This is a genomic window from Pantoea sp. NSTU24 (genome assembly GCF_050157905.1).
In the GTDB taxonomy this organism is placed as follows: Bacteria; Pseudomonadota; Gammaproteobacteria; order Enterobacterales; family Enterobacteriaceae; genus Pantoea.
Genome location: NZ_JBKIWZ010000001.1, coordinates 799,640 through 820,519 on the forward strand (window position 1 = coordinate 799,640; position 20,880 = coordinate 820,519).

16 protein-coding genes are annotated in these 20,880 nt (G+C 56.6%); 10 read left to right on the plus strand and 6 right to left on the minus strand.

Annotated elements, in window-relative coordinates; translation table 11 throughout:
- Positions 1–151: 151 nt before the first annotated feature.
- On the plus strand, positions 152–2,767 hold the full coding sequence (gene pepN / locus ACLHDD_RS03900; protein ID WP_427103019.1) for an aminopeptidase N: 2,616 nt from the start codon (positions 152–154) through the stop codon (positions 2,765–2,767).
- Positions 2,768–2,808: 41 nt separating this feature from the next.
- Here the strand turns inward: pepN and ssuB are convergent, their stop codons facing one another.
- From ssuB to ssuE, 5 genes are read right to left on the minus strand one after another with little or no spacing between them, the layout of a single operon-like run.
- Positions 2,809–3,597, minus strand: coding sequence for an aliphatic sulfonates ABC transporter ATP-binding protein (gene ssuB, locus ACLHDD_RS03905; protein WP_427103020.1), 789 nt, complete (start codon positions 3,595–3,597; stop codon positions 2,809–2,811).
- The gene (gene ssuC, locus ACLHDD_RS03910) at positions 3,594–4,385 is read right to left on the minus strand and encodes an aliphatic sulfonate ABC transporter permease SsuC (RefSeq protein ID WP_427103021.1); all 792 of its coding nucleotides are present in this window, start codon (positions 4,383–4,385) and stop codon (positions 3,594–3,596) included. Before ssuC ends, ssuB begins: the two co-directional genes overlap by 4 nt.
- A gap of 10 nt (positions 4,386–4,395) precedes the next feature.
- Entirely contained in the window at positions 4,396–5,544 is a 1,149-nt protein-coding gene (gene ssuD / locus ACLHDD_RS03915; protein ID WP_427103022.1) for an FMNH2-dependent alkanesulfonate monooxygenase, read from the minus strand.
- Between the two features lie 9 nt (positions 5,545–5,553).
- Entirely contained in the window at positions 5,554–6,507 is a 954-nt protein-coding gene (locus tag ACLHDD_RS03920) for a sulfonate ABC transporter substrate-binding protein (RefSeq protein ID WP_427103023.1), read from the minus strand.
- A 9-nt stretch (positions 6,508–6,516) separates the two neighbouring features.
- Positions 6,517–7,068, minus strand: a complete 552-nt coding sequence (ssuE, locus tag ACLHDD_RS03925) for an NADPH-dependent FMN reductase (RefSeq protein ID WP_427103024.1) — start codon at positions 7,066–7,068, stop codon at positions 6,517–6,519.
- Between the two features lie 744 nt (positions 7,069–7,812).
- Here ssuE and ACLHDD_RS03930 point away from each other — a divergent pair.
- From ACLHDD_RS03930 to ACLHDD_RS03945, 4 genes are all read left to right on the plus strand, one after another.
- The gene (locus tag ACLHDD_RS03930) at positions 7,813–8,793 is read left to right on the plus strand and encodes a glycosyltransferase family 2 protein (protein WP_427103025.1); all 981 of its coding nucleotides are present in this window, start codon (positions 7,813–7,815) and stop codon (positions 8,791–8,793) included.
- 101 nt (positions 8,794–8,894) lie between these two features.
- Entirely contained in the window at positions 8,895–10,196 is a 1,302-nt protein-coding gene (locus tag ACLHDD_RS03935) for a flippase (RefSeq protein WP_427103026.1), read from the plus strand.
- A 134-nt stretch (positions 10,197–10,330) separates the two neighbouring features.
- Positions 10,331–11,341 carry a quinone-dependent dihydroorotate dehydrogenase gene (pyrD, locus tag ACLHDD_RS03940; protein WP_427103027.1) on the plus strand — a complete coding sequence of 337 codons (1,011 nt, stop codon included), beginning with the start codon at positions 10,331–10,333 and terminating at the stop codon, positions 11,339–11,341.
- 149 nt (positions 11,342–11,490) lie between these two features.
- Positions 11,491–12,033, plus strand: a complete 543-nt coding sequence (locus ACLHDD_RS03945) for a cell division protein ZapC (protein WP_427103028.1) — start codon at positions 11,491–11,493, stop codon at positions 12,031–12,033.
- On the opposite strand, the gene ACLHDD_RS03950 is transcribed toward ACLHDD_RS03945, so the two are convergent.
- Positions 12,034–13,143, minus strand: a complete 1,110-nt coding sequence (locus tag ACLHDD_RS03950; RefSeq protein WP_427103029.1) for a YcbX family protein — start codon at positions 13,141–13,143, stop codon at positions 12,034–12,036.
- A gap of 110 nt (positions 13,144–13,253) precedes the next feature.
- Here ACLHDD_RS03950 and rlmKL point away from each other — a divergent pair, with 110 nt between their 5' ends.
- Genes rlmKL through pqiC form a run of 5 tightly spaced genes read left to right on the plus strand, consistent with a single transcriptional unit; the run spans position 13,254 to position 20,770 of the window.
- Complete coding sequence (rlmKL, locus tag ACLHDD_RS03955) at positions 13,254–15,368, plus strand: bifunctional 23S rRNA (guanine(2069)-N(7))-methyltransferase RlmK/23S rRNA (guanine(2445)-N(2))-methyltransferase RlmL (protein ID WP_427103030.1); 2,115 nt, start codon at positions 13,254–13,256, stop codon at positions 15,366–15,368.
- 6 nt (positions 15,369–15,374) lie between these two features.
- Entirely contained in the window at positions 15,375–17,291 is a 1,917-nt protein-coding gene (locus tag ACLHDD_RS03960; protein ID WP_427103031.1) for an ABC transporter ATP-binding protein, read from the plus strand.
- 14 nt (positions 17,292–17,305) lie between these two features.
- On the plus strand, positions 17,306–18,574 hold the full coding sequence (pqiA, locus tag ACLHDD_RS03965) for a membrane integrity-associated transporter subunit PqiA (protein WP_427103032.1): 1,269 nt from the start codon (positions 17,306–17,308) through the stop codon (positions 18,572–18,574).
- Positions 18,561–20,204: an intermembrane transport protein PqiB gene (pqiB, locus tag ACLHDD_RS03970; RefSeq protein WP_427103033.1), complete on the plus strand. Its 1,644-nt coding sequence runs from the start codon at positions 18,561–18,563 to the stop codon at positions 20,202–20,204. Before pqiA ends, pqiB begins: the two co-directional genes overlap by 14 nt.
- Complete coding sequence (gene pqiC, locus ACLHDD_RS03975; protein WP_427103034.1) at positions 20,201–20,770, plus strand: membrane integrity-associated transporter subunit PqiC; 570 nt, start codon at positions 20,201–20,203, stop codon at positions 20,768–20,770. The genes pqiB and pqiC overlap by 4 nt, the downstream gene beginning before the upstream one ends.
- Positions 20,771–20,880 lie beyond the last annotated feature (110 nt).

Sequence of the window (20,880 nt, forward strand, 5' to 3'; positions counted from 1 at the left end):
CACAGCATATTTCAGTCGGGCGGGTCGAGGCCAATCTGTGCCTTTGTTAACAAACTGTATCCATTTAATCATTCCGGTGCTTTGTGCGTGGCAAGCTTGTAGTAACAAGCTTAGACTTTGCCGGTAAACTTATAACAACGCGAGACGCAATATGACGCAACAGCCCCAAATCAAGTATCGCCACGACTATCGTGCGCCTGATTACACCATTACTGACATTGATTTAACCTTTGAGCTGGATGCGTCGACCACGCAGGTCACAGCCATCAGCCAGGTTAAACGACTGGGCGACAGCCAGGCTGAGCTGCGTCTGGACGGCGAAGATTTAACGCTGATTGCGCTGGAGATCGACGGGCAGCCCTGGACCGCCTACCGGGAAGAAGAGGGCGCGCTGATTATCAGCCAGTTGCCGGACAGCTTCACCCTGAAAATCGTCAACGACATTCATCCGGACCAGAACACCGCGCTGGAAGGGCTTTATAAATCGGGCGAGGCGCTTTGCACCCAGTGCGAGGCGGAAGGCTTCCGTCATATTACCTGGTATCTCGATCGGCCGGACGTCCTGGCCCGCTTTACCACCACACTTTATGCCGACGGTGAGCGCTATCCGTTTCTGCTCTCCAACGGGAACCGTATCGACAGCGGCCGCGATGAGCAGGGCCGCAGCTGGGTGAAGTGGGAAGATCCGTTCCCGAAACCCTGCTACCTGTTTGCGCTGGTGGCGGGTGACTTCGACGTTCTGCGCGACAGCTTCACCACCCGTTCAGGCCGTGATGTGGCCCTGGAGATCTTTGTCGATCGCGGCAATCTGGATCGGGCTGACTGGGCGATGACCTCGCTGAAAAGCAGCATGAAGTGGGATGAGGAGCGTTTCGGACTGGAGTATGACCTCGATATCTTTATGATCGTGGCGGTCGACTTCTTCAATATGGGCGCGATGGAGAACAAAGGGCTGAACGTCTTCAACGCCAAATATGTGCTGGCGAAAGCGGAAACGGCGACGGATAAAGATTATCTGGGGATTGAAGCGGTTATTGGCCACGAATATTTCCACAACTGGACCGGCAACCGCGTCACCTGCCGCGACTGGTTCCAGCTCAGCCTGAAAGAGGGGCTGACGGTGTTCCGCGATCAGGAGTTCAGTTCCGATCTGGGCTCGCGCGCGGTAAACCGCATCGACAACGTGCGCATCGTGCGCGGTGCGCAGTTCGCCGAAGATGCCAGCCCGATGGCGCACCCGATCCGTCCGGATCAGGTCATGGAGATGAACAACTTCTACACCCTGACGGTGTATGAGAAAGGATCAGAAGTGATCCGCATGATGCACACCCTGCTAGGTGAAGAGAATTTCCAGAAGGGCATGAAGCTCTATTTTGATCGTCACGACGGCAGCGCCGCCACCTGTGACGATTTCGTACAGGCGATGGAAGATGCCTCAAACGTGGATCTCTCGCAGTTCCGCCGCTGGTACAGTCAGTCGGGTACACCTGTGCTGACGGTGCGCGACGATTATAATCCGGAGCTGGAGCAATATACGCTGCACGTCACGCAGCACACCCCGGCGACCGCCGATCAGAAAGAGAAGCTGCCGCTGCATATTCCGCTGGATATCGAGCTCTATGACGGCGAAGGCAAGGTGATCCCGCTGCAGAATAACGGTCATCCGGTCTCTTCGGTGCTGAATGTCACCGAGGAGTTCCAGACCTTTATCTTCGACAACGTCTACTTCCAGCCGGTGCCGTCGCTGCTGCGCGAATTCTCTGCGCCGGTGAAGCTCGACTATAAATGGAGTGATGGACAGCTGACCTTCCTGATGCGTCACGCCCGTAACGACTTTTCCCGCTGGGATGCGGCGCAGAGCCTGCTGGCAACTTATATCCGGCTGAACGTCGCCCGCTATCAGCAGGGCCAGCATCTGTCACTGCCGCTGCATGTGGCCGACGCTTTCCGTGCGGTGCTGCTCGATACCGACAGCGACCCGGCGCTGACCGCGCTGATCCTGACGCTGCCGTCAGAGAACGAGATTGCCGAACTGTTCGATACCATCGATCCGCAGGCGATTGCGCTGGTGCGCGATGCGCTGCAGCGCACGCTGGCCCGCGAACTGGCCGATGAGTTTTTTGCCATCTACAACGCCAGTCAGCAGCCTGAATACCGCGTGGAACATCACGCGATCGGCCAGCGCAGCCTGAAAAATGTCTGCCTGACCTATCTTGCCTTCAGCGATGCGCAGCTGGCGGATAAGCTGGTGCAGACGCAGTATGAGCAGGCGACTAACATGACCGATGCGCTGGCGGCACTTTCTGCTGCTGTGGCGGCACAGCTGCCGTGTCGTGATGCGCTGCTGGCGGCGTATGATGAGCGCTGGCATCAGGATGGTCTGGTGATGGATAAGTGGTTTGTGCTGCAGGCGACCAGCCCGGCCGCGAACGTGATGCGCAATGTGCGTAATCTGCTGAACCATCGCTCTTTCACTCTGAGCAATCCGAACCGCGTTCGTTCGCTGATTGGCGCATTTGCCTCCGCTAACCCGGCCGCGTTCCACGCCCGGGACGGTAGCGGCTATAAATTCCTGGTCGAGATGCTCACCGATTTGAACAGCCGCAACCCGCAGGTCGCGGCACGGATGGTGGAGCCGCTGATTCGTCTGAAACGTTACGACGAAGAGCGTCAGGCGCTGATGCGTCAGGCGCTTGAGCAGCTGCTGGCGCTGGATAATCTTTCGGGTGACCTCTACGAGAAAATCAGTCGCGCCCTGAACGCCTGATAGCAAAAAGGCGGAGCGTCTGAGACGGCCTCCGCCTTTTTTTAACGCTGCTGCGCGTAATGTACCGGTGGTACCGGTGCCGTACGCTGCATCACCCGTTCCAGCACCTCCGCTTCCAGTTCGGCCAACCGTGCCGATCCCCGCCGTCGCGGACGTGGCAGATCGATCAGCAGGTCCAGCCCGATTTTACCCTCTTCGATCAACAGGACACGATCCGCCATCACAACGGCCTCGCTGACATCGTGCGTGACCAGCAGCACGGTAAAATGGTGCTGCTGCCACAGCGACGCTATCAGGTCCTGCATTTCAATGCGGGTGACGGCATCCAGGGCGCCCAGTGGTTCATCCAGCAGCAGAAGACCAGGCCGGTGGATCAGTGCTCTGGCCAGCGCCACGCGCTGTTTCTGGCCGCCGGAGAGGGCTGCGGGCCATTCGTCAGCCCGATCGGCCAGTCCCACTGCCGACAGCGCCTCTCTCGCCGCGCTGCGCCATTCACGTCCGCGCAGGCCAAGCCCGACGTTGTCGATCACCTTTTTCCACGGCAGCAGTCGCGCATCCTGAAACATCAGGCGAGTATCGTCCTGCGCCGACGCCAGTGGCGCATTCCCCGCCAGCAGTTCACCGCTGGTGCTCTGCTCCAGTCCGGCCAGCAGACGTAGCAGGGTACTTTTGCCACAGCCACTGCGACCCACCACGGCCACAAACTGACCGGCGGGAATATGCAGGTCGATGCCGTTGAGAATCGTGCGATTGCCATAGTGTTTACTGACGCTGTTTACGCCAACCGGCGTACCGCTGTTCAGGCGGGCCGGTGAAAAAGTCTGGCTCATGCGTTCTCCTCCTTCAGTTGATAAGCGGGATGCCAGCGCAGCCAGACACGTTCCAGCAGCAGTGCAGCAACATCCGCCAGTTTGCCGAGCAGGGCATACAGAATAATGGCAACCACTACCACGTCGGTCTGCAGAAACTCACGGGCGTTCATGGCCAGATAGCCGATGCCCGAATTGGCGGAGATTGTTTCGGCGACAATCAGCGTCAGCCACATCAGCCCCAGTGCGAAACGTACCCCGACCATGATGTTGGGCAACGCACCGGGAAGAATTACCTGAATAAACAGGCTCCAGCCGGAAAGCCCATAGCTGCGCGCCATCTCGACCAGCCCGCGATCAATATTGCGGATGCCGTGATAGGTGTTGAGGTAGACAGGAAACAGGGTACCCAGCGCCACCAGAAAGATTTTGGCCGACTCATCAATGCCGAACCAGAGGATCACCAGCGGGATCAGGGCCAGATGGGGCACGTTGCGCAGCATCTGTACCGAGGTATCCAGCAGGCGTTCACCGGTTCTGGAGATGCCGGTAATCAGGCCGAGCACCAGACCGATAGAACCGCCGATGCTGAAACCGATTAACGCCCGCCAGCTGCTGATCGCCAGATGCTGCCAGAGTTCGCCGCTGGCGGTGAGTTGCCAGAAGGTAGTCATGATCTTCTCCGGCGCGGGCAGAATACGGTTGGACAACCAGCCGGTTTGTGAGGCGATCTGCCATACCACGACCAGTACAATCGGCAGCAGCCACGGCACCAGCATATCAGCAAGGCGTTTTCGGGTTCTGGCCATGCTCCTCTCCTTAGCCGCGAGCGACTTTCTTCTCAGGGGTAAAATCGTTGGCGACCGCTTCACCATGTGCCTGCACTACGCGCGGCTGGGGCACCAGCGGAACCTGCAGATCAAGATGCGGGAACAGCAGTTCGCCGACGCGATAAGCCTCTTCCAGGTGCGGATAGCCGGACAGGATAAAGGTCTCGATGCCCAGCGCTTCATACTCTTTAATGCGGGCGGCAACGGTCGGGCCATCGCCAACCAGTGCTGTCCCGGCGCCGCTGCGCACCAGTCCCACGCCAGCCCAGAGGTTCGGGCTGATCTCCAGTTTGTCACGGCGACCGCCATGCAGCGCGGCCATCCGGCGCTGGCCCACAGAGTCTGCGCGCTGGAATGCTGCCTGTGCTTTCGCGATCGTGGCGTCATCGACATTGGCAATCAGCCGGTCGGCGGCCTGCCAGGCTTCTTCATTCGTTTCCCGCACAATCACATGCAGCCGGATACCGAAGCGCACCGTCCGGCCCTGCGCCGCCGCTTTAGCGCGCACCTGTTCAATCTTCTCTTTGACCTGAGCAGGGGGTTCGCCCCAGGTGAGGTAAACGTCGACCTGTTCCGCCGCCAGCGCCTGTGCCGGTTCAGACGATCCGCCGAACCAGAGCGGCGGGCGAGGTTGTTGCACCGGTTTGAACATCAGACGCGCGCCCCGGACCTTCACATGTTTGCCTTCGTAATCCACGGTTTCGCCTTCCAGCACCCGGCGCCATACGCGGGTAAACTCGGCCGATTCCGCATAACGTTCGCGGTGATCGAGAAACACCCCATCGCCCGCCAGCTCTTCCGGATCGCCGCCGGTGACCAGGTTGAAGAGCGCCCGGCCGTTCGAGAGACGATCCAGAGTCGCGGCCTGGCGCGCCGCCTGAGTCGGTGAAATCACGCCGGGACGCAGGGCCACCAGGAATCGCAGACGCTGCGTCACAGGAATCAGCGAGGCGGCAACCAGCCACGCATCTTCGCAGGAGCGGCCGGTGGGGATCAGGACGCCACCAAAACCAAGACGGTCAGCGGCCTGCGCGACCTGTTGCAGATAGGCGTGGTCAACCGGACGGGCGCCTTCAGCGGTGCCAAGATAGTGGCCGTCGCCATGTGTCGGCAGAAACCAGAAAACAGATACGCTCATTGTTGCTCCTTATTGCGTCAGGGTATGCGGTTGCCAGAGTCGATTTTGGATCGTCACTTTTACGGGCAACAGATGATTGGCATAGAAGAGGTCAGCGGTACGCTGCTGAGCCGCAGCGGTTTCGGCACTGACCGGCGAAATCCGGGTCGGGGGCCGGTGGCTGAGGTAGCTGGCGATGACCGGCTCGGGCAGGCCCATCGCCTGCGCCAGCAGCGTAATGCTCTGCTGCGGCTGGCTGATTGTTAGTGCATCGGCCTCGCTGAAGGTGTTGAGCACCTTCTGAATAAACGCACCGTGCGCCTCGGCATAGCTGCGGGTCGCCAGATAGAAGGAGCCGGTCAGGTTAAGTGAACTGCCATCCGTCAGCAGGCGCGAATTGCCCTGCAGCAGAACCGAAGAGTAGTAGGGGTCCCAGATCGCCCAGGCATCTACATTACCCTGCTGGAAGGCGGCGCGGGCATCGGCCGGCGTCAGATAGACCGGCGTGATGTCTTTAAAGCTCAGACCTGCCTGCTGCAGGGCACGCAGCAGTAAATTATGAGAGCTGGAGCCCTTCTGGAACGCCACTTTTTTTCCTTTCAGATCGGCGACCTGTTTCAGAGGGCTGCTTTTGGGCACCAGAATCACTTCCGCTTTGGGTTTTGGCGGCTCCGCGCCGACATAGAGCAGATCCGCGCCTGCGGCCTGGGCAAACAGCGGTGGCAGATCGCCGGTACTGCCGAGATCGATGCTGTTGACGTTCAGTGCTTCCAGCATTTGCGGCCCCGCCGGGAACTCTATCCATTTAATCTTCGTATCGGGGAAACGTGTCTCCAGCAGATGGTGCGACTTTGCCAGCACCATGCTCACCGAACCTTTCTGATAGCCGATGCGAATCTCTGCCGGGTCGGGTTCGGCTGCTTTAACCTGAAGGCTGGCCAGCAGCAGACCCGCGACCAGCCACATTCCTGATCTCAGTTTCATAACGCTTCCTTATACCGCCAGTGCGACGGGGTGGTGGTGACGGGTCAGTGCCAGCCAGAAGGCGGCGACGGCTTCATCCAGACGCTGGGACAGGGCATCCTGCAGCTCGGGCTGACGGTCATAATGATTAATCTGATGATCCTCGGCGTAAACGCCATGCAGGATCTCCTGCGCCTTTAAGGCGTTCAGCACCGGTTTCAGGGCGTAGTCCATTGCCAGCAGATGACCGGCACTGCCACCGCTGGCCAGCGGTAATACCACTTTATGTTCCAGGGCTCGCTCAGGCAGCAGGTCAAGCAGCGTCTTCAGCGCGCCTGAAAAGGAGGCTTTGTAAATCGGGGTTGCCACGATCAGGCCATCAGCCGACGCCAGGTCTTCACGCAGTGCCAGCAGCGCAGGCGCGTCGAACCGTGCATTGATCAGATCGTCTGGCTGGAAGTTGTGAATATTCCAGGGAATGACTTCGGCGCCACGGGCCTCAAGCTTGTGCTGACAGATCGTCAGCAGTGAGGTTGAGCGGGAGGGGAAGCGTGGGCTGCCTGCCAGCGTAATGACGCGCATGATCACTCCTTATAACCAAAAGTTATTGATTGGCGAAAATTGAGAACTAATGTCCTCATACTGTCAGAGCAGGGGAATGGGCTTAAATGATTTATCCGGCAAAGCAAGGGTGAAATCTGCAAATAGAAGCGGCAAGGGCTGCAAGTCGGTCAGTGCTTCCGATTATTCTTAAATCAGGCACAGGCAGGTGAACGATTCATTAAAAGAGATGATATGAGAAGTGCAAAATCGGCCGCTGGCAAAAAAAAACGCGTTTTTGTCTGATTGCTTAATGTTTTTTTTCTAATCAGAACTTAAACAAAATAAAGCAGAGGCGATTACAGGCCGTTAAGCCAGACAGAAATCAGCGCGGGCGTGAAGAGAATGGCAGATTATTAAGATTAATCTCAGGGTAGATAGTGTAATAAAAATGAAGGAATGAGAAATTTTTTCACTCTTTCAGAGGTCCACTTACGCTTTTCTCCATCTGGTTACATCTCTTTAGTCAAAGAATTTTAAATCGAACCTCAACATTTTTAACATTATTTTCAGTTATAGATGCACTTTGATTAACTGTGACTGGTCCATGAAACGTTAAGATGTTTTTTACGGCTGGTTTTTCTGGATAACCGGTTTAAGATAATCAGGCTCAACTCAGTCAATCATAATAACAGAGCCGTACTCTTTTCGACGTTTCGCCTCGGGTCAGGTCCTGCATCTGGCAGGTGAATCGTATTGTCATTTTCTAACAGCAGAGAATTTCACATGTCTGACATCCTGTTATCCGTTATTATTCCCACTTACAATGTTGAGAAATATATTGTTGAGTGCGTGGATTCTTTATTACGTCAGGTTAAAGCGCCCAATGAAATCCTCATTGTGAATGATGGTTCAACCGACAGAACGCTGGCTTTGCTTGAACAGAATTATGCCCATCTGCCGCAGGTGAAAATAATTACGACGGAAAACGCCGGTGCTGGTCATGCCCGCGATGTGGGTATCGAGGCGGCCCGCGGCCAGTTCCTGTTCTTCTGCGACCCGGATGATGTGGTGACGGACGGGCTGGTCACTGAACTGGCGATTGTCGCGGAAAAGCATCCGGAAACGGACCTGTTCTGCTTTAACTCCTCTGTCTATCGCGATGGTCAGATCGATGTCACCTCGCCAAAAGTGCGTCATGACATCTTTGGACAGCAAAAGCCGCAGGAGGTCCTGTTACACCTGCTGCGAAATGGCAGATATACCTCGGCGGCCTGGAGTTATATTGTCAGCAAACGGGTTGTTGAGCAGCACAAATTGCGGTTTGTTAAACGCGTTCATGAAGATCATAACTTTACCCTCTCCGCGTTTATCAAAAGTCAGCAGGCCTGGGTCAGCCGCCATGTCTATTATAAGCAGCGCATTCGTCACGGCTCACTGACCAACAGTACCAAGAGTAACGAGTTTTTTTACCAGCGCTACGACGCCTTTATGCATGCCTGGAATACCTTAACCGGTTCGCAGGTCAAATCTGCGTGGCGCAGTCAGCTGGAAAAAGCCTATTTAGTGCATTCGTTTCGCCTGATGATCTATTTATCGCTCTATAACGGCACGCCGGTACCAGAATATGTGATCAATGCCATCCGCTTTATGGGGCAGAACGTGAAAACAGAGAATTTCAAAGAGTGGCTACTGTTTAACAGGCCTGAGCTGTTTATTACGCTGCAGCACTATAAGGTTAAAAAAGAGCTGAAGCGCGCCGCCTGAATCTGAAAATCAGCCTGATTCTGAAAAGTGTGAAGCAATATTGTTTATGCCTTTGCGAAATGAGAAGGTGAGACATGCAATGTGTATAAGGTTGTTGCGTCATGGCAAAAGTTCTTGATAGAAGTCTGGTAATTAATATTTTCTCACTGCTGGCATATCGCGGTGCGTCGTTTCTGTTTCCACTGGCCACGCTGCCTTATCTTGCCCGTGTTCTGGGGGTAGAGCAGATGGGTACGCTGGCGCTGGCTATCGCCTGCGTCCTCTATTGCAGTACCATTTCAGACTGGGGGTTCAATGTCTTTACGACCAAAGATATTGCTCACCATCGTGATGACAAAGAGCGTGTCAGTCAGCTCTTCTGGTCAACGTTCAACGCCAAGCTGATGCTGCTGGTGCTCACCAGCGGCACATTACTGACGGCGACCTGGTTCAATCCTGCCTGGCATCCGCTGTTCTTTATCATCCTGGCGAACTGCACCACGCTGATTGGTTCACTCTTCTCCTTCGGCTGGCTGATGCAGGGTTTTGAAAAGCTGGGTAAGACGGCAATGATTGCCACCTTTGGTAACTTCTGCGCGATTCCGCTGACCTTTCTGCTGGTTAAATCTCCGCAGGATACCTGGCTGGCCGCCCTGATTCCGGGTACGGTTTCAATCATCAGCGCGGCAATTACCCTGAAATTCGTGCTGGAGATGAAGGTTATTGGCCGTTATCGCTTTGAACCGCGCGAAATTAAACAGCGCATCACCGACAGCCTGGACGTTTTTATCGCGATTGCCGGTGCTAACCTGTTTAACAGCGTCAACGTGGTGATTCTTGCATCCTTCACGTCGACCTACATGGTCGGGATCTACAACGGTGCAGACCGCCTGCGTAAGGCGGCAAATTCCGTACCTGAGCAAATTGGCAGCGCCTTCTTCCCGCGTGTCAGCCATCTTTTTGGCCGGGATAAACGTGCCGCGATAGCGGCGACGCGCAAAAGTTTGTTGCTCTCATTCGGGCTGAGTCTGTCAATCGTCATCTTTACCTGGTTTTTTGCTGACCTCGTCGTTTCCATTCTGCTGGGGAAAGACTTTATTCCGTCGGCCGATGTACTGCGCGTCTTTGTACTCTGCTTCCTGTTCGGTAACGTCGCTTATCCGGCTGGCTTACAGATCCTGATCCCTCATGGGCTGGCTCGCCAGCGTATGTGGGTGATGATGGCCGCAGGTGTGATTAACGTGCCGCTATGCTGTTTCCTGGCGTGGAAGTTCGGGGCGATTGGTGCGGCATGGTCGATGGTTGGTGCGGAAGCCTTTGTCTGCTTCGGTATCTTTGCCATCATGCATCGTCATGGCATCCTGCGGGAATACCTGTTTCCCTCTGAGGTTAAAAGCCAGCCGGTAAACGATTCCGCCGCGTGAGATCAACGTAATTTACGTTAAGTTTCACTCTTCCCGCAGTTCGATTTACTTTTGCGCCAGAGCACTTTACCATTCTGGCGCACAATTTCCCGTGCACCGACTTAAACGATTGCTTCCGTCTTTCAGGAGAGTGCATGTTTTATCCTATCGTCCGACCGGCGCTGTTCAGACTCGACCCCGAGCGCGCGCACGAACTTACCTTTCAGCAGCTGCGTTTCATGAACGGCACCCCGCTGGATCTGTTCTATCGCCAGAATCTTCCATCGCGTCCCGTCACCTGCATGGGTCTGACCTTTAAAAATGCGCTTGGCCTGGCCGCAGGTCTGGATAAAAATGCCGAATGCATTGATGCCTTTGCGGCGATGGGCTTTGGTTTTGTTGAAGTCGGCACCGTTACGCCACGCGCGCAGGCGGGAAATGACAAGCCACGAATGTTTCGGCTGGTCGAAGCGGGCGGCATTATCAACCGGATGGGGTTTAATAATCTCGGCGTCGATCATCTGGTTGAAAATGTGAAAAAAGCGCGTTTCAACGGTGTGCTGGGTATTAACATTGGTAAAAATAAAGATACGCCGGTTGAGCAGGGAAAAGAGGATTACCTTATCTGCATGGAGAAGGTATATGCCCACGCCGGGTATATCGCCATCAATATCTCCTCGCCCAACACGCCCGGCCTGCGTTCACTGCAATATGGTGAGGCACTCGACGATCTGCTTGCCGCCATTAAACAAAAACAAAAGGCGCTGGAGCAGCGTCATCTTAAATATGTGCCGGTGGCCGTAAAAATCGCGCCCGATCTGTCGGAAGAGGAGTTAATTCAGGTGGCGGACAGCTTAGTCCGTCATCAGATCGACGGCGTGATTGCCTGCAACACCACCCTGGATCGTTCGCTGGTGAGCGGTCTCAGACACGCGCAGGAAGAGGGTGGGCTGAGCGGGCGACCCGTTCAGTCGCGCAGCACGGCGGTCATCCAGCGCCTCTCTCAGGAACTGCATGGCCGTCTGCCGATTATCGGTGTAGGTGGCATCGACTCGCTGACCGCCGCGCGGGAAAAAATTGCCGCTGGCGCCACGCTGGTTCAGATTTATTCCGGCTTTATTTATCAGGGGCCAGGATTAATTAAAGACATCGTCACCCATCTCTAAGACAATTCTCACAATGACTGGCCGGGGGGTTTATTTATCTCCCTGGCTCGTTTATATTTTGTCCTGCATGCTTTTTCAGCTTTTTCCTTATATTTGTTTTCGCTGAATTCTGCGCGATGTCTGGCGCAGCCGTAAATACAGGGCACAGGATGAACATTAAACCCGACGATAACTGGCGCTGGTATTTCGACAGCAGTCACGACCGAATGATGCTCGATCTGGCAGACGGGATGCTGTTTCGTTCCCGCTATTCGCGCAAGATGCTGACGCCGGATGCCTTCAGCGACACCGGTTTTTGTGTCGACGATGCCGCCCTTTATTACACGTTTGACGAAACCTGCCGGCAGTGCAGACTCAGCGGCAGCCATCGCGCGGAGCTGGTGCTGAATGCGCTGGTTGCCGCCCGCTTCCTGAAACCGCTGATGCCAAAAAGCTGGCACTTTGCCGCCTATGCCCCGGCGATGCAGCCGCGCGCCGGTGAGATGGTGCTGGTCACGCTGGCCGACGAGGGCGAGCAGGCCCGGTTGCTGGTGGTGGAGAGTGGTCATAACGCCGCGCTCTGTCTGCTGGCGCAGCCGGGATTAACGCTGGCGGGTAAAAGCATGGTGCTCGGCGACGCCATCAAAGTAATGAACGATCGCCTGCAGCCCTGGTATGAGGAGGCCGCGCCGCGTTACGCCCGGGCGGTCTGATTATCGCAGTTCGACGTCGCCCGCCGGAATGCAGCTACAGCTCAGCAGCGTGCCGTCCGGACGCACGACGCCCTTTTTCAGGGCTTTAACCTCACCGGTCACCAGATTCAGCCGGCAACTGCCGCAGAGTCCCGCCCGACAGGAGTAGGGGATGCGGAAGCCCTGCATCTCCAGCTGATCCAGCAACACCTGCTGATTATCCCCGGTAAACGACTGACCCTGAAAGGTGATGGTGACGGCGTCAGGTGCCTGACGTTCAGGTTGTAACCTTTCTGCCACGTTGCCTGCGCCATACGCGCGCGGTGTATGACGTTTCAGGATCTGCATCTCATCACCGGCTCGCACTACACCGCTGTTACGCGCAATCAGGTTCAGACCAAAATCGATATCCCCGCTCTCATCCTGCGCCGTGCGGAACGTCTGGAGCGTGGCCAGCGGATGACCGTCGTGATGCTTGCGCCCGCTCTCAGGGCTCACCGTCGTCAGTACGCAGCGGCTGCAGGGCTTGGTTACCTCGAAGATCACGTCGCCAATCTGCATCTCTGCCCAGCTATCTTCCTCCCAGGCGGTTGCGCCGCTGACGACCAGATTCGGCCGGAACTGCTCGATGCGAACGCTGGCCGGGCAGCGCTGCTGCAGATCGTGCAGCGAGGCACTGTTAACCAGCAAAAACGGGAAGCCATCGGCGAAGCTGAGCGGAATGTGATCCCAGGCTTTGACCCGGCGGGTGGGTTGCGGGCCGATCCAGCGCAGCTCGACCGCGCGCGGAAAGAACTGACTCAGCCACTGATTGATCGCCGCCGGGGCGATGCGGGCGGTGAAACGGTTGCCCCAGACTTCGGTGGGGTGCGGCTGGTCGGCGAAATCGCTGAAGCGGATTAGGGCGTGGCTGCCATCGGGGGCGGTCAGCGACAGGCCATCCGGCAACAGCGCGGGCGTAAAGCGCACCATCTCCGGATACTGTCGCGCGGTAATAAAGGTGCCGTCGGTTTCTGTCACCATAAACAGCCGATCAAAGGCCAGCCCGCTGTCAGAGACCTGCGCATGCGACAGCGCCAGCCCTCGCATCGACTTTACCGGATGAATAAATAAGCGGGAAAGCGTGATCATGGTGTTCTCCTTAAACCCGACGCGCAATACAAAAGAAGCTAACTTTATGACATAGGTCTCCGATTCGCTATAATGCGCGACAATTTTCTCAAGAGTTAAAAAGTGACGATATGAATTCTCTGTTTGCCAGCACGGCGCGTGGGCTCGAAGAGCTGTTAAAAAGTGAGCTGGACGCGCTGGGCGCGCAGGATTTGCACGTGGTGCAGGGCGGCGTTCACTACGAAGCCGACGATCGCGTCATGTACCAGAGCCTGATGTGGAGCCGTTTAGCATCACGCATCCTGTTGCCGCTGGGAGAGTTCGGCGTCTACAGCGATCTCGATCTCTATCTGGGTGTGCAGAGCGTGGACTGGCCGTCGCTGTTCAGCAACGACAAAACTTTTGTCGTGCATTTCAGCGGCACCAACGAATCCATCCGTAACAGCCAGTTCGGTGCGCTGAAAGTAAAAGATGCGATTGTGGACAGCTTTACCCGCCAGAATCTTGAACGCCCGGATGTTGACCGCGAGCAGGCCGATATCCGAATCAACGTCTGGCTGAACGGCGACCGCGCCAGCCTTGCGCTGGACCTCAGCGGCAATTCGCTGCATCAGCGTGGCTATCGTCAGCAGACCGGCCAGGCACCGCTGAAAGAGAACCTGGCGGCGGCGATCGTCCTGCGTTCCGGCTGGGAACCCTCCACGCCGCTGATCGACCCGATGTGTGGTTCGGGTACGCTGCTGATTGAGGCCGCGCTGATCGCCAGCGACCGCGCACCAGGCCTGCTGCGCAAACACTGGGGCTTCACGGCCTGGAATCGCTTTGATGCGGCGCTGTGGCAGGAGGTGAAAACCGAGGCGCAGAGCCGTGCACGGGCCGGCACCGCCGCTACGCAGGCGCGCTTCTTTGGCTATGATAACAATGGCCGGGTGCTGGAATGGGCGCAGGCGAACGCCCGCCGTGCCGGTGTCTTTGAGCTGTTTACGTTTGCACAGCAGGATCTGCTGAAGCTGACCAACCCGGTCGATGCGACCGTTCACGGCACCGTGCTGAGCAACCCGCCTTACGGTGAACGTCTGGAGAGTGAGCCTGCCCTGATTGCCCTGCACAGCCAGCTTGGCCGTCTGATGAAGCAGCACTTCGGCGGCTGGAATCTCTCGCTGTTCAGCGCCTCGCCGGAGCTGCTGAGCTGCCTGCAACTGCGTGCCGATCGCCAGTTTAAAGCGAAGAACGGCCCGCTGGATTGCGTACAGAAAAATTATCAGCTGGCGGTTAACAGCAGCGAAAATGCCGGACAGATTGCGGAAGACTACGCTAACCGTCTGCGTAAAAATGTTAAGAAGCTGGAGAAGTGGGCGCGTCAGGAAGGCATTGAGTGTTACCGTATTTACGATGCCGATCTGCCAGACTACAACGTTGCGGTTGACCGCTATGCGGACTGGGTGGTGATTCAGGAGTACGCGCCACCGAAGACCATCGATCCCAACAAAGCCCGTCAGCGCCTGTTCGACGTGATCAGCGCGACGCTGAGCGTGCTGCAACTGCCTGCCGATCGTCTGATTATGAAAACGCGCGAACGTCAGAAAGGCAAAGCGCAGTATCAGAAGCTCAACGAGAAAGGCGACTACTTCGAAGTTAAAGAGTTTAACGCGCGCTTCTGGGTGAACCTGACCGACTATCTCGACACCGGTCTGTTCCTCGACCACCGCATCGCCCGTAAGATGCTTGGGCAGATGAGCCAGGGCAAAGATTTCCTCAACCTGTTTGCTTACACCGGCTCCGCCAGCGTACACGCCGGTCTGGGTGGCGCGCGGTCAACCACGACTGTGGATATGTCGCGCACCTATCTTGAGTGGGCAGAGCGCAACCTGCGCCTCAACGGCCTGACCGGACGTCAGCACCGTCTGATGCAGGCAGACTGTCTGAGCTGGCTGAACGAAAGTGATGAGAACTTTGACCTGATCTTTATCGATCCGCCAACCTTCTCCAACTCAAAACGTATGGAAGAAAGCTTCGACGTCCAGCGCGATCACATGATGCTGATGCGTAACCTGAAGCGTCTGCTGCGTCGCGGCGGCACCATCATGTTCTCCAACAACAAACGCGGTTTTAAAATGGACATGGATGGCCTGAGAGCACTGGGCCTGCAGGCGCAGGATATTACCCAGAAAACACAGTCGCAGGACTTCGCACGTAACCGTCAGATTCACAACTGCTGGCTCATCACCCATGCCGGTAAGGAATAAGATTACATGTCATTAATCAGTATCCACGGTGCCTATCTCTCGTTCAGTGATGCACCGCTGTTAGACAATACCGAACTGCATATCGAAGAGAACGAGCGCGTCTGTCTGGTTGGCCGCAACGGTGCGGGTAAATCCACACTGATGAAAATCATCAACGGCGAACAGCCACTGGATGATGGCCGCATTATTTATGAAACCGATCTGGTGGTGGCGCGTCTGCAGCAGGATCCGCCGCGCAATATTACCGGTTCGGTCTATGACTTCGTGGCCGAGGGCGTGGAAGAGCAGGCTGAGCATCTCAAAGCCTATCACGCTATTTCCCATGTGGTGATGGAAGATCCCAGCGATAAAAATCTCAATGAGATGGCGCGCCTGCAGAGCATTCTCGACCATCAGAACCTGTGGCAGCTGGAGAGCCGCATCCATGATGTGCTGGAGCAGATTGGCCTGAAGCCCGATACCGAGCTGTCGTCGCTTTCTGGCGGCTGGCTGCGTAAAGCGGCGCTGGGCCGTGCGCTGGTCAGTAATCCGCGCGTTCTGATGCTGGATGAACCGACTAACCACCTGGATATCGAAACTATCGACTGGCTGGAGACGTTCCTGAAGAACTTCAGCGGCAGCATCGTCTTTATTTCGCATGACCGTTCATTCATTCGCAATATGGCGACCCGCATCGTCGATCTCGACCGTGGCAAGCTGGTTTCCTGGCCAGGGAATTATGATCTCTACCTGGAAGGCAAAGAGGAAGCGCTGCGCGTCGAAGAGATGCAGAACGCGGAATTTGACCGCAAGCTGGCGCAGGAAGAGGTCTGGATCCGCCAGGGCATCAAGGCGCGTCGTACCCGTAATGAAGGCCGTGTACGCGCGCTGAAAGCGTTACGTCGTGAGCACTCTGAACGTCGTGAAGTGATGGGTAAAGCTAACATGCAGGTGGGCGAAGCCTCCCGCTCCGGTAAGATCGTCTTTGAGCTGGAAAATGTCGACTACGCGGTAGACGGCAAAACGCTGGTGAAAGATTTCTCTGCGCAGGTGCTGCGTGGCGACAAGATCGCGCTGATCGGCCCGAACGGTTGTGGTAAAACCACGCTGCTGCGGCTGATGCTGCAGAAGCTGAAAGCCGATCATGGCCGCGTGCACGCTGGCACCAAGCTGGAAGTAGCCTACTTTGACCAGCATCGTGCCGAGCTGGACCCGGATCGCACCGTGATGGATAATCTGGCAGAAGGCAAGCAGGAGGTGATGGTTAACGGTAAGCCGCGCCATGTGCTGGGCTATCTGCAGGACTTTCTGTTCCATCCGAAGCGTGCCATGACACCAGTGCGAGCCCTTTCGGGAGGGGAGCGTAACCGCCTGCTGCTGGCGCGTCTGTTCCTGCGTCCCAGCAACCTGATGATTCTGGATGAACCGACCAACGACCTCGACGTTGAAACGCTGGAGCTGCTGGAAGAGCTGATCGCCGGCTATCAGGGCACCGTGTTGCTGGTCAGCCACGACCGTCAGTTTGTCGACAATACCGTCACTGAATGCTGGATCTTTGAAGGTAACGGCGAGATCGGCGCCTTTGTTGGCGGCTATCATGATGCCCAGCAGCAGCGTGCGGCCTATCGGCAGCACCGTTCTGCGGCACCCGCGAAAGCCGTTGCACCGCCGGCTAAGCCCGCCGCAGAAAAAAACGACGTTAAGCGTAGCGTGAATAAACTCAGCTACAATCTGACGCGTGAGCTGGAACAGTTGCCGCAGAAACTGGAGCAGCTGGAAGCCCGCATCGGTGAGTTGCAGACGAAAATGAGTCATCCGGACTTCTTCAGTCAGGCACACGATCAGACACAACCGGTGCTGGATGAGCTGGCTCAGACCGAGCAGGAGCTGGAAACCGCTTTTGCGCGCTGGGAAGAGCTGGAATCGCTGAAAAACGGCGCGTAAGGCGGGGTGAACGGATGTGTTCAGCAGTGAAAAGTAACGCGTGGATGCTCTGTCCACAGTGCGATTTAATGATTAAGCTGCCGGATATTCCCGTCGGCAGCCGTGCCTCCTGCCCGCGCTGCCACACCACGCTGACGGCCAGCTGGCACGAACCGCGTAAACGGCCCACGGGCTATGCGCTGGCGGCGCTGTTTATGCTGGTGCTGGCGAATCTGTTTCCTTTTGTCTCCATGAAAGTGGCGGGGCTGACCAGCCAGATTACGCTGGCCCAGATTCCGAAAGTCATGGTGTCAGAGGATTACAGCAGCCTGGCGACGCTGTTCCTGCTGTTTGTGCAGGCGGTTCCGGCCTTCTGTCTGATCACCATTATTCTGCTGGTCAACCCGGTCCCGCTGCCTCTCTCCCTCCGGGTTGGTCTGGCACGCATACTTTTCCGGTTGCGAAACTGGGGCATGGCAGAAATTTTTATGGCTGGCGTGCTGGTCAGCTTTGTCAAGCTGATGGCCTACGGCGAGATCGGCCTGGAAACCAGTTTCTGGCCCTGGGTGCTGTTCTGCCTGCTGCAGCTGCGGGCTTTCCAGTGCGTTGACCGCCGCGAGTTGTGGGACAGGCTGTTACCCCAGCCCGCCTTACCCCATCTGCCTGAAGCGGGCATCAGCGGGTTAGAGCAGGGGCTGCGATCCTGTCCCTGCTGTACCGCCATCCTGCCCGCCGAAGAGCCTGTCTGTTCGCGCTGCGGGGTGACTGCTCATGCCCGCCGCAAGCACAGCCTGCAGTGGACGCTGGCGCTGCTGATGACCTCCGTATTGATCTATATTCCGGCTAACCTGATGCCGATCATGGTGACGGAAACGCTCGGCACCGCCTATCCTTCCAATATCATGGCGGGTGTCATTCTGCTGTGGGGAGAGGGCTCGTATCCTGTGGCACTGGTTATCTTTATCGCCAGCATTATGGTGCCTTCGCTGAAAATGGTAGCGATTGGCTGGCTCTGCTGGGATGCCAGTGGCCGTGGCCGGCGCGACAGCCACCGGATGCACAAAATTTATGAGGTGGTAGAGTTTGTTGGCCGCTGGTCAATGATCGACGTGTTTGTGATTGCCGTGCTCTCTGCGCTGGTGCGCATGGGGCAGTTAATGAATGTTTATCCCGCGTGGGGAGCGGTGCTGTTTGCGATGGTGGTGATTATCACCATGATCGCGGCCATGACCTTTGACCCGCGGTTAACCTGGGATCGTGTACGCGAAAATAACAGGAAGGAGTCGCGTTTTGACGGAAACTAATCACGGCCATGCAAAGGTGGAGCAGATCAAGCGCTGGTCGCCTGTCTGGATTATCCCCATCGTTACCTTATTGATTGGCGGATGGATCCTCTTCTATCACTTCAGCCATCAGGGCCCGGAAGTCACCTTAATTACTGAAAACGCCGAGGGCATCGTAGCGGGCAAAACTACGATCAAAAGCCGCAGTGTGGATGTCGGTGTGGTGGAGAGCGCGGTGTTAAGCGACGATCTTCACCATGTGGAAATCAAAGCGCGCCTGAATGCGGGCATGGAAAAACTGCTGCACAGCGACAGCGTTTTCTGGGTGGTTAAACCGCAGGTGGGACGTGAAGGCATCAGCGGTCTGGGTACCCTGTTATCGGGTGCCTATATCGAACTTCAGCCCGGCAGCAAAGCGCAGGCACCGGAGCAGTTTAAGCTACTGGATGCACCGCCGTTGGCGCCGCCGGATGCCAAAGGGATCCGCATCGTGCTCGACAGCAAGAAGGCCGGTCAGCTCAATCCAGGTGATCCGGTACTGTTTCGCGGCTATCGCGTCGGCACGGTCGAAACCAGCGTTTTCGATACCGATAAACGCATGATGACCTATCAGTTGTTTGTGGCCGCGCCCTACGATCGTCTGATCACCACCAACGTACGTTTCTGGAAGGACAGCGGTATCGCCGTAGATATGTCCGCGTCCGGTATGCGGGTGGAGATGGGCTCGCTGACGACGCTGTTCAGCGGCGGCGTCAGCTTTGACGTGCCGGATGGCTGGGAGCTGGGTGAGCCTGCGCAGAATAAGTCGGACTATCACCTGTTTGACGATCAGCGCAGCATCCAGGATTCACTCTATACCAATCATGTCGACTACGTGATGTTCTTCTCAGACTCCATTCGTGGCCTGCAGGCTGGCGCGCCGGTCGAGTTCCGCGGCATTCGTCTGGGTACGGTCGCACAGGCGCCGCTGAGAAAAGCGGGGCTGGACCAGGCGCTGAACAACGACTATCGCGTACCGGTATTGATCCGTATCGAGCCGGATCGCTTTATCAACCGGCTGGGTGAAAACTTCGATCTGGAACAGCATCTGCAGGATGGTAAGAAGCGCGGCCTGCGTGGCACGCTGAAAACCGGCAACCTGCTCTCAGGTGCGCTCTATGTTGACCTCGACTTCTATGACAATGCGCCAGCCTATAAAGGGCCGCAGAAAGTGTCAGGCTATGAAGTGATCCCAACGGTCAGCGGTGGCCTGAGCCAGATTCAGCAGAAACTGATGGCGGCGCTGGATAAGATCAACAGCCTGCCGCTGAACGGCATGGTCAACGAAGCTACGGGCACGCTGAAAGAGAGTCAGAAAACGATGCGCGACCTGCAGCGCACCATCGACAACATCAACAAAGTGACCGGGAGCCCGGCCATGAAAACGTTGCCTGAGGATCTGCAGCAGACGCTGCGTGAACTGAATCGCAGCATGAAAGGTCTGCAACCCGGTTCACCGGCTTACACGAAGCTGGTCGGCGATATGCAGCGACTGGATCAGGTACTGCGTGAGCTGCAGCCGGTGTTGAGAACGCTTAACAACAAGAGCAACGCGCTGGTATTCGAGGCGAAACCGGGACAGGATCCCCAGCCGAAGAGGGCGAAACAGTGAAGAAAGGATTGATACTTTCTGCCGCGCTGGTGTTGAGCGCGTGCAGTAGCAGCGTTAAAGATACCTGGTATCAGCTGCCCTCCGGGGCAGCATCCATGCAGGTCAGCAGCAGTCAGCTGACCGAAGCAGAGCCGATGCTATGGGTGCAGCAGGTTACAGTGCCGGACTATCTGGCGGGTAATGGCCTGGTTTATCAGACCAGCGACGTCAAATATGTTATCGCTGCCAACAATCTCTGGGCCAGCCCGCTCGACCAGCAGCTGCAGCAGACGCTGATCACCAACCTCAGTAAGGCGCTGCCGGGCCGGCTGGTGGCAGGAGCGCCGTTAGGTGCGCAGCACGATACGCTGAACGTGACCGTGACCGGCTTCCAGGGACGCTATGATGGCAAAGCGATCGTCAGCGGCGAATGGACGCTGGAACATCAGGGCAGGCTGACCAAACAGGCCTTTAACGTGGTACTGCCGCAGACCGAAGATGGTTATGACGCGATGGTCAGAACGCTGGCTGTCGGCTGGCAGCAGACGGCACAGAAAATCGCCAATAGTGTGGTTGCGTTAAATTAAGATTAATATGAATAAATAAGCTAAGCCCCTGAGCGATGGTCGCGATATACCGACCGGGCTCAGGGGCTTTTTTATTAGCTGAATCAGAAGGATAGTGTTGTCGTTCACAT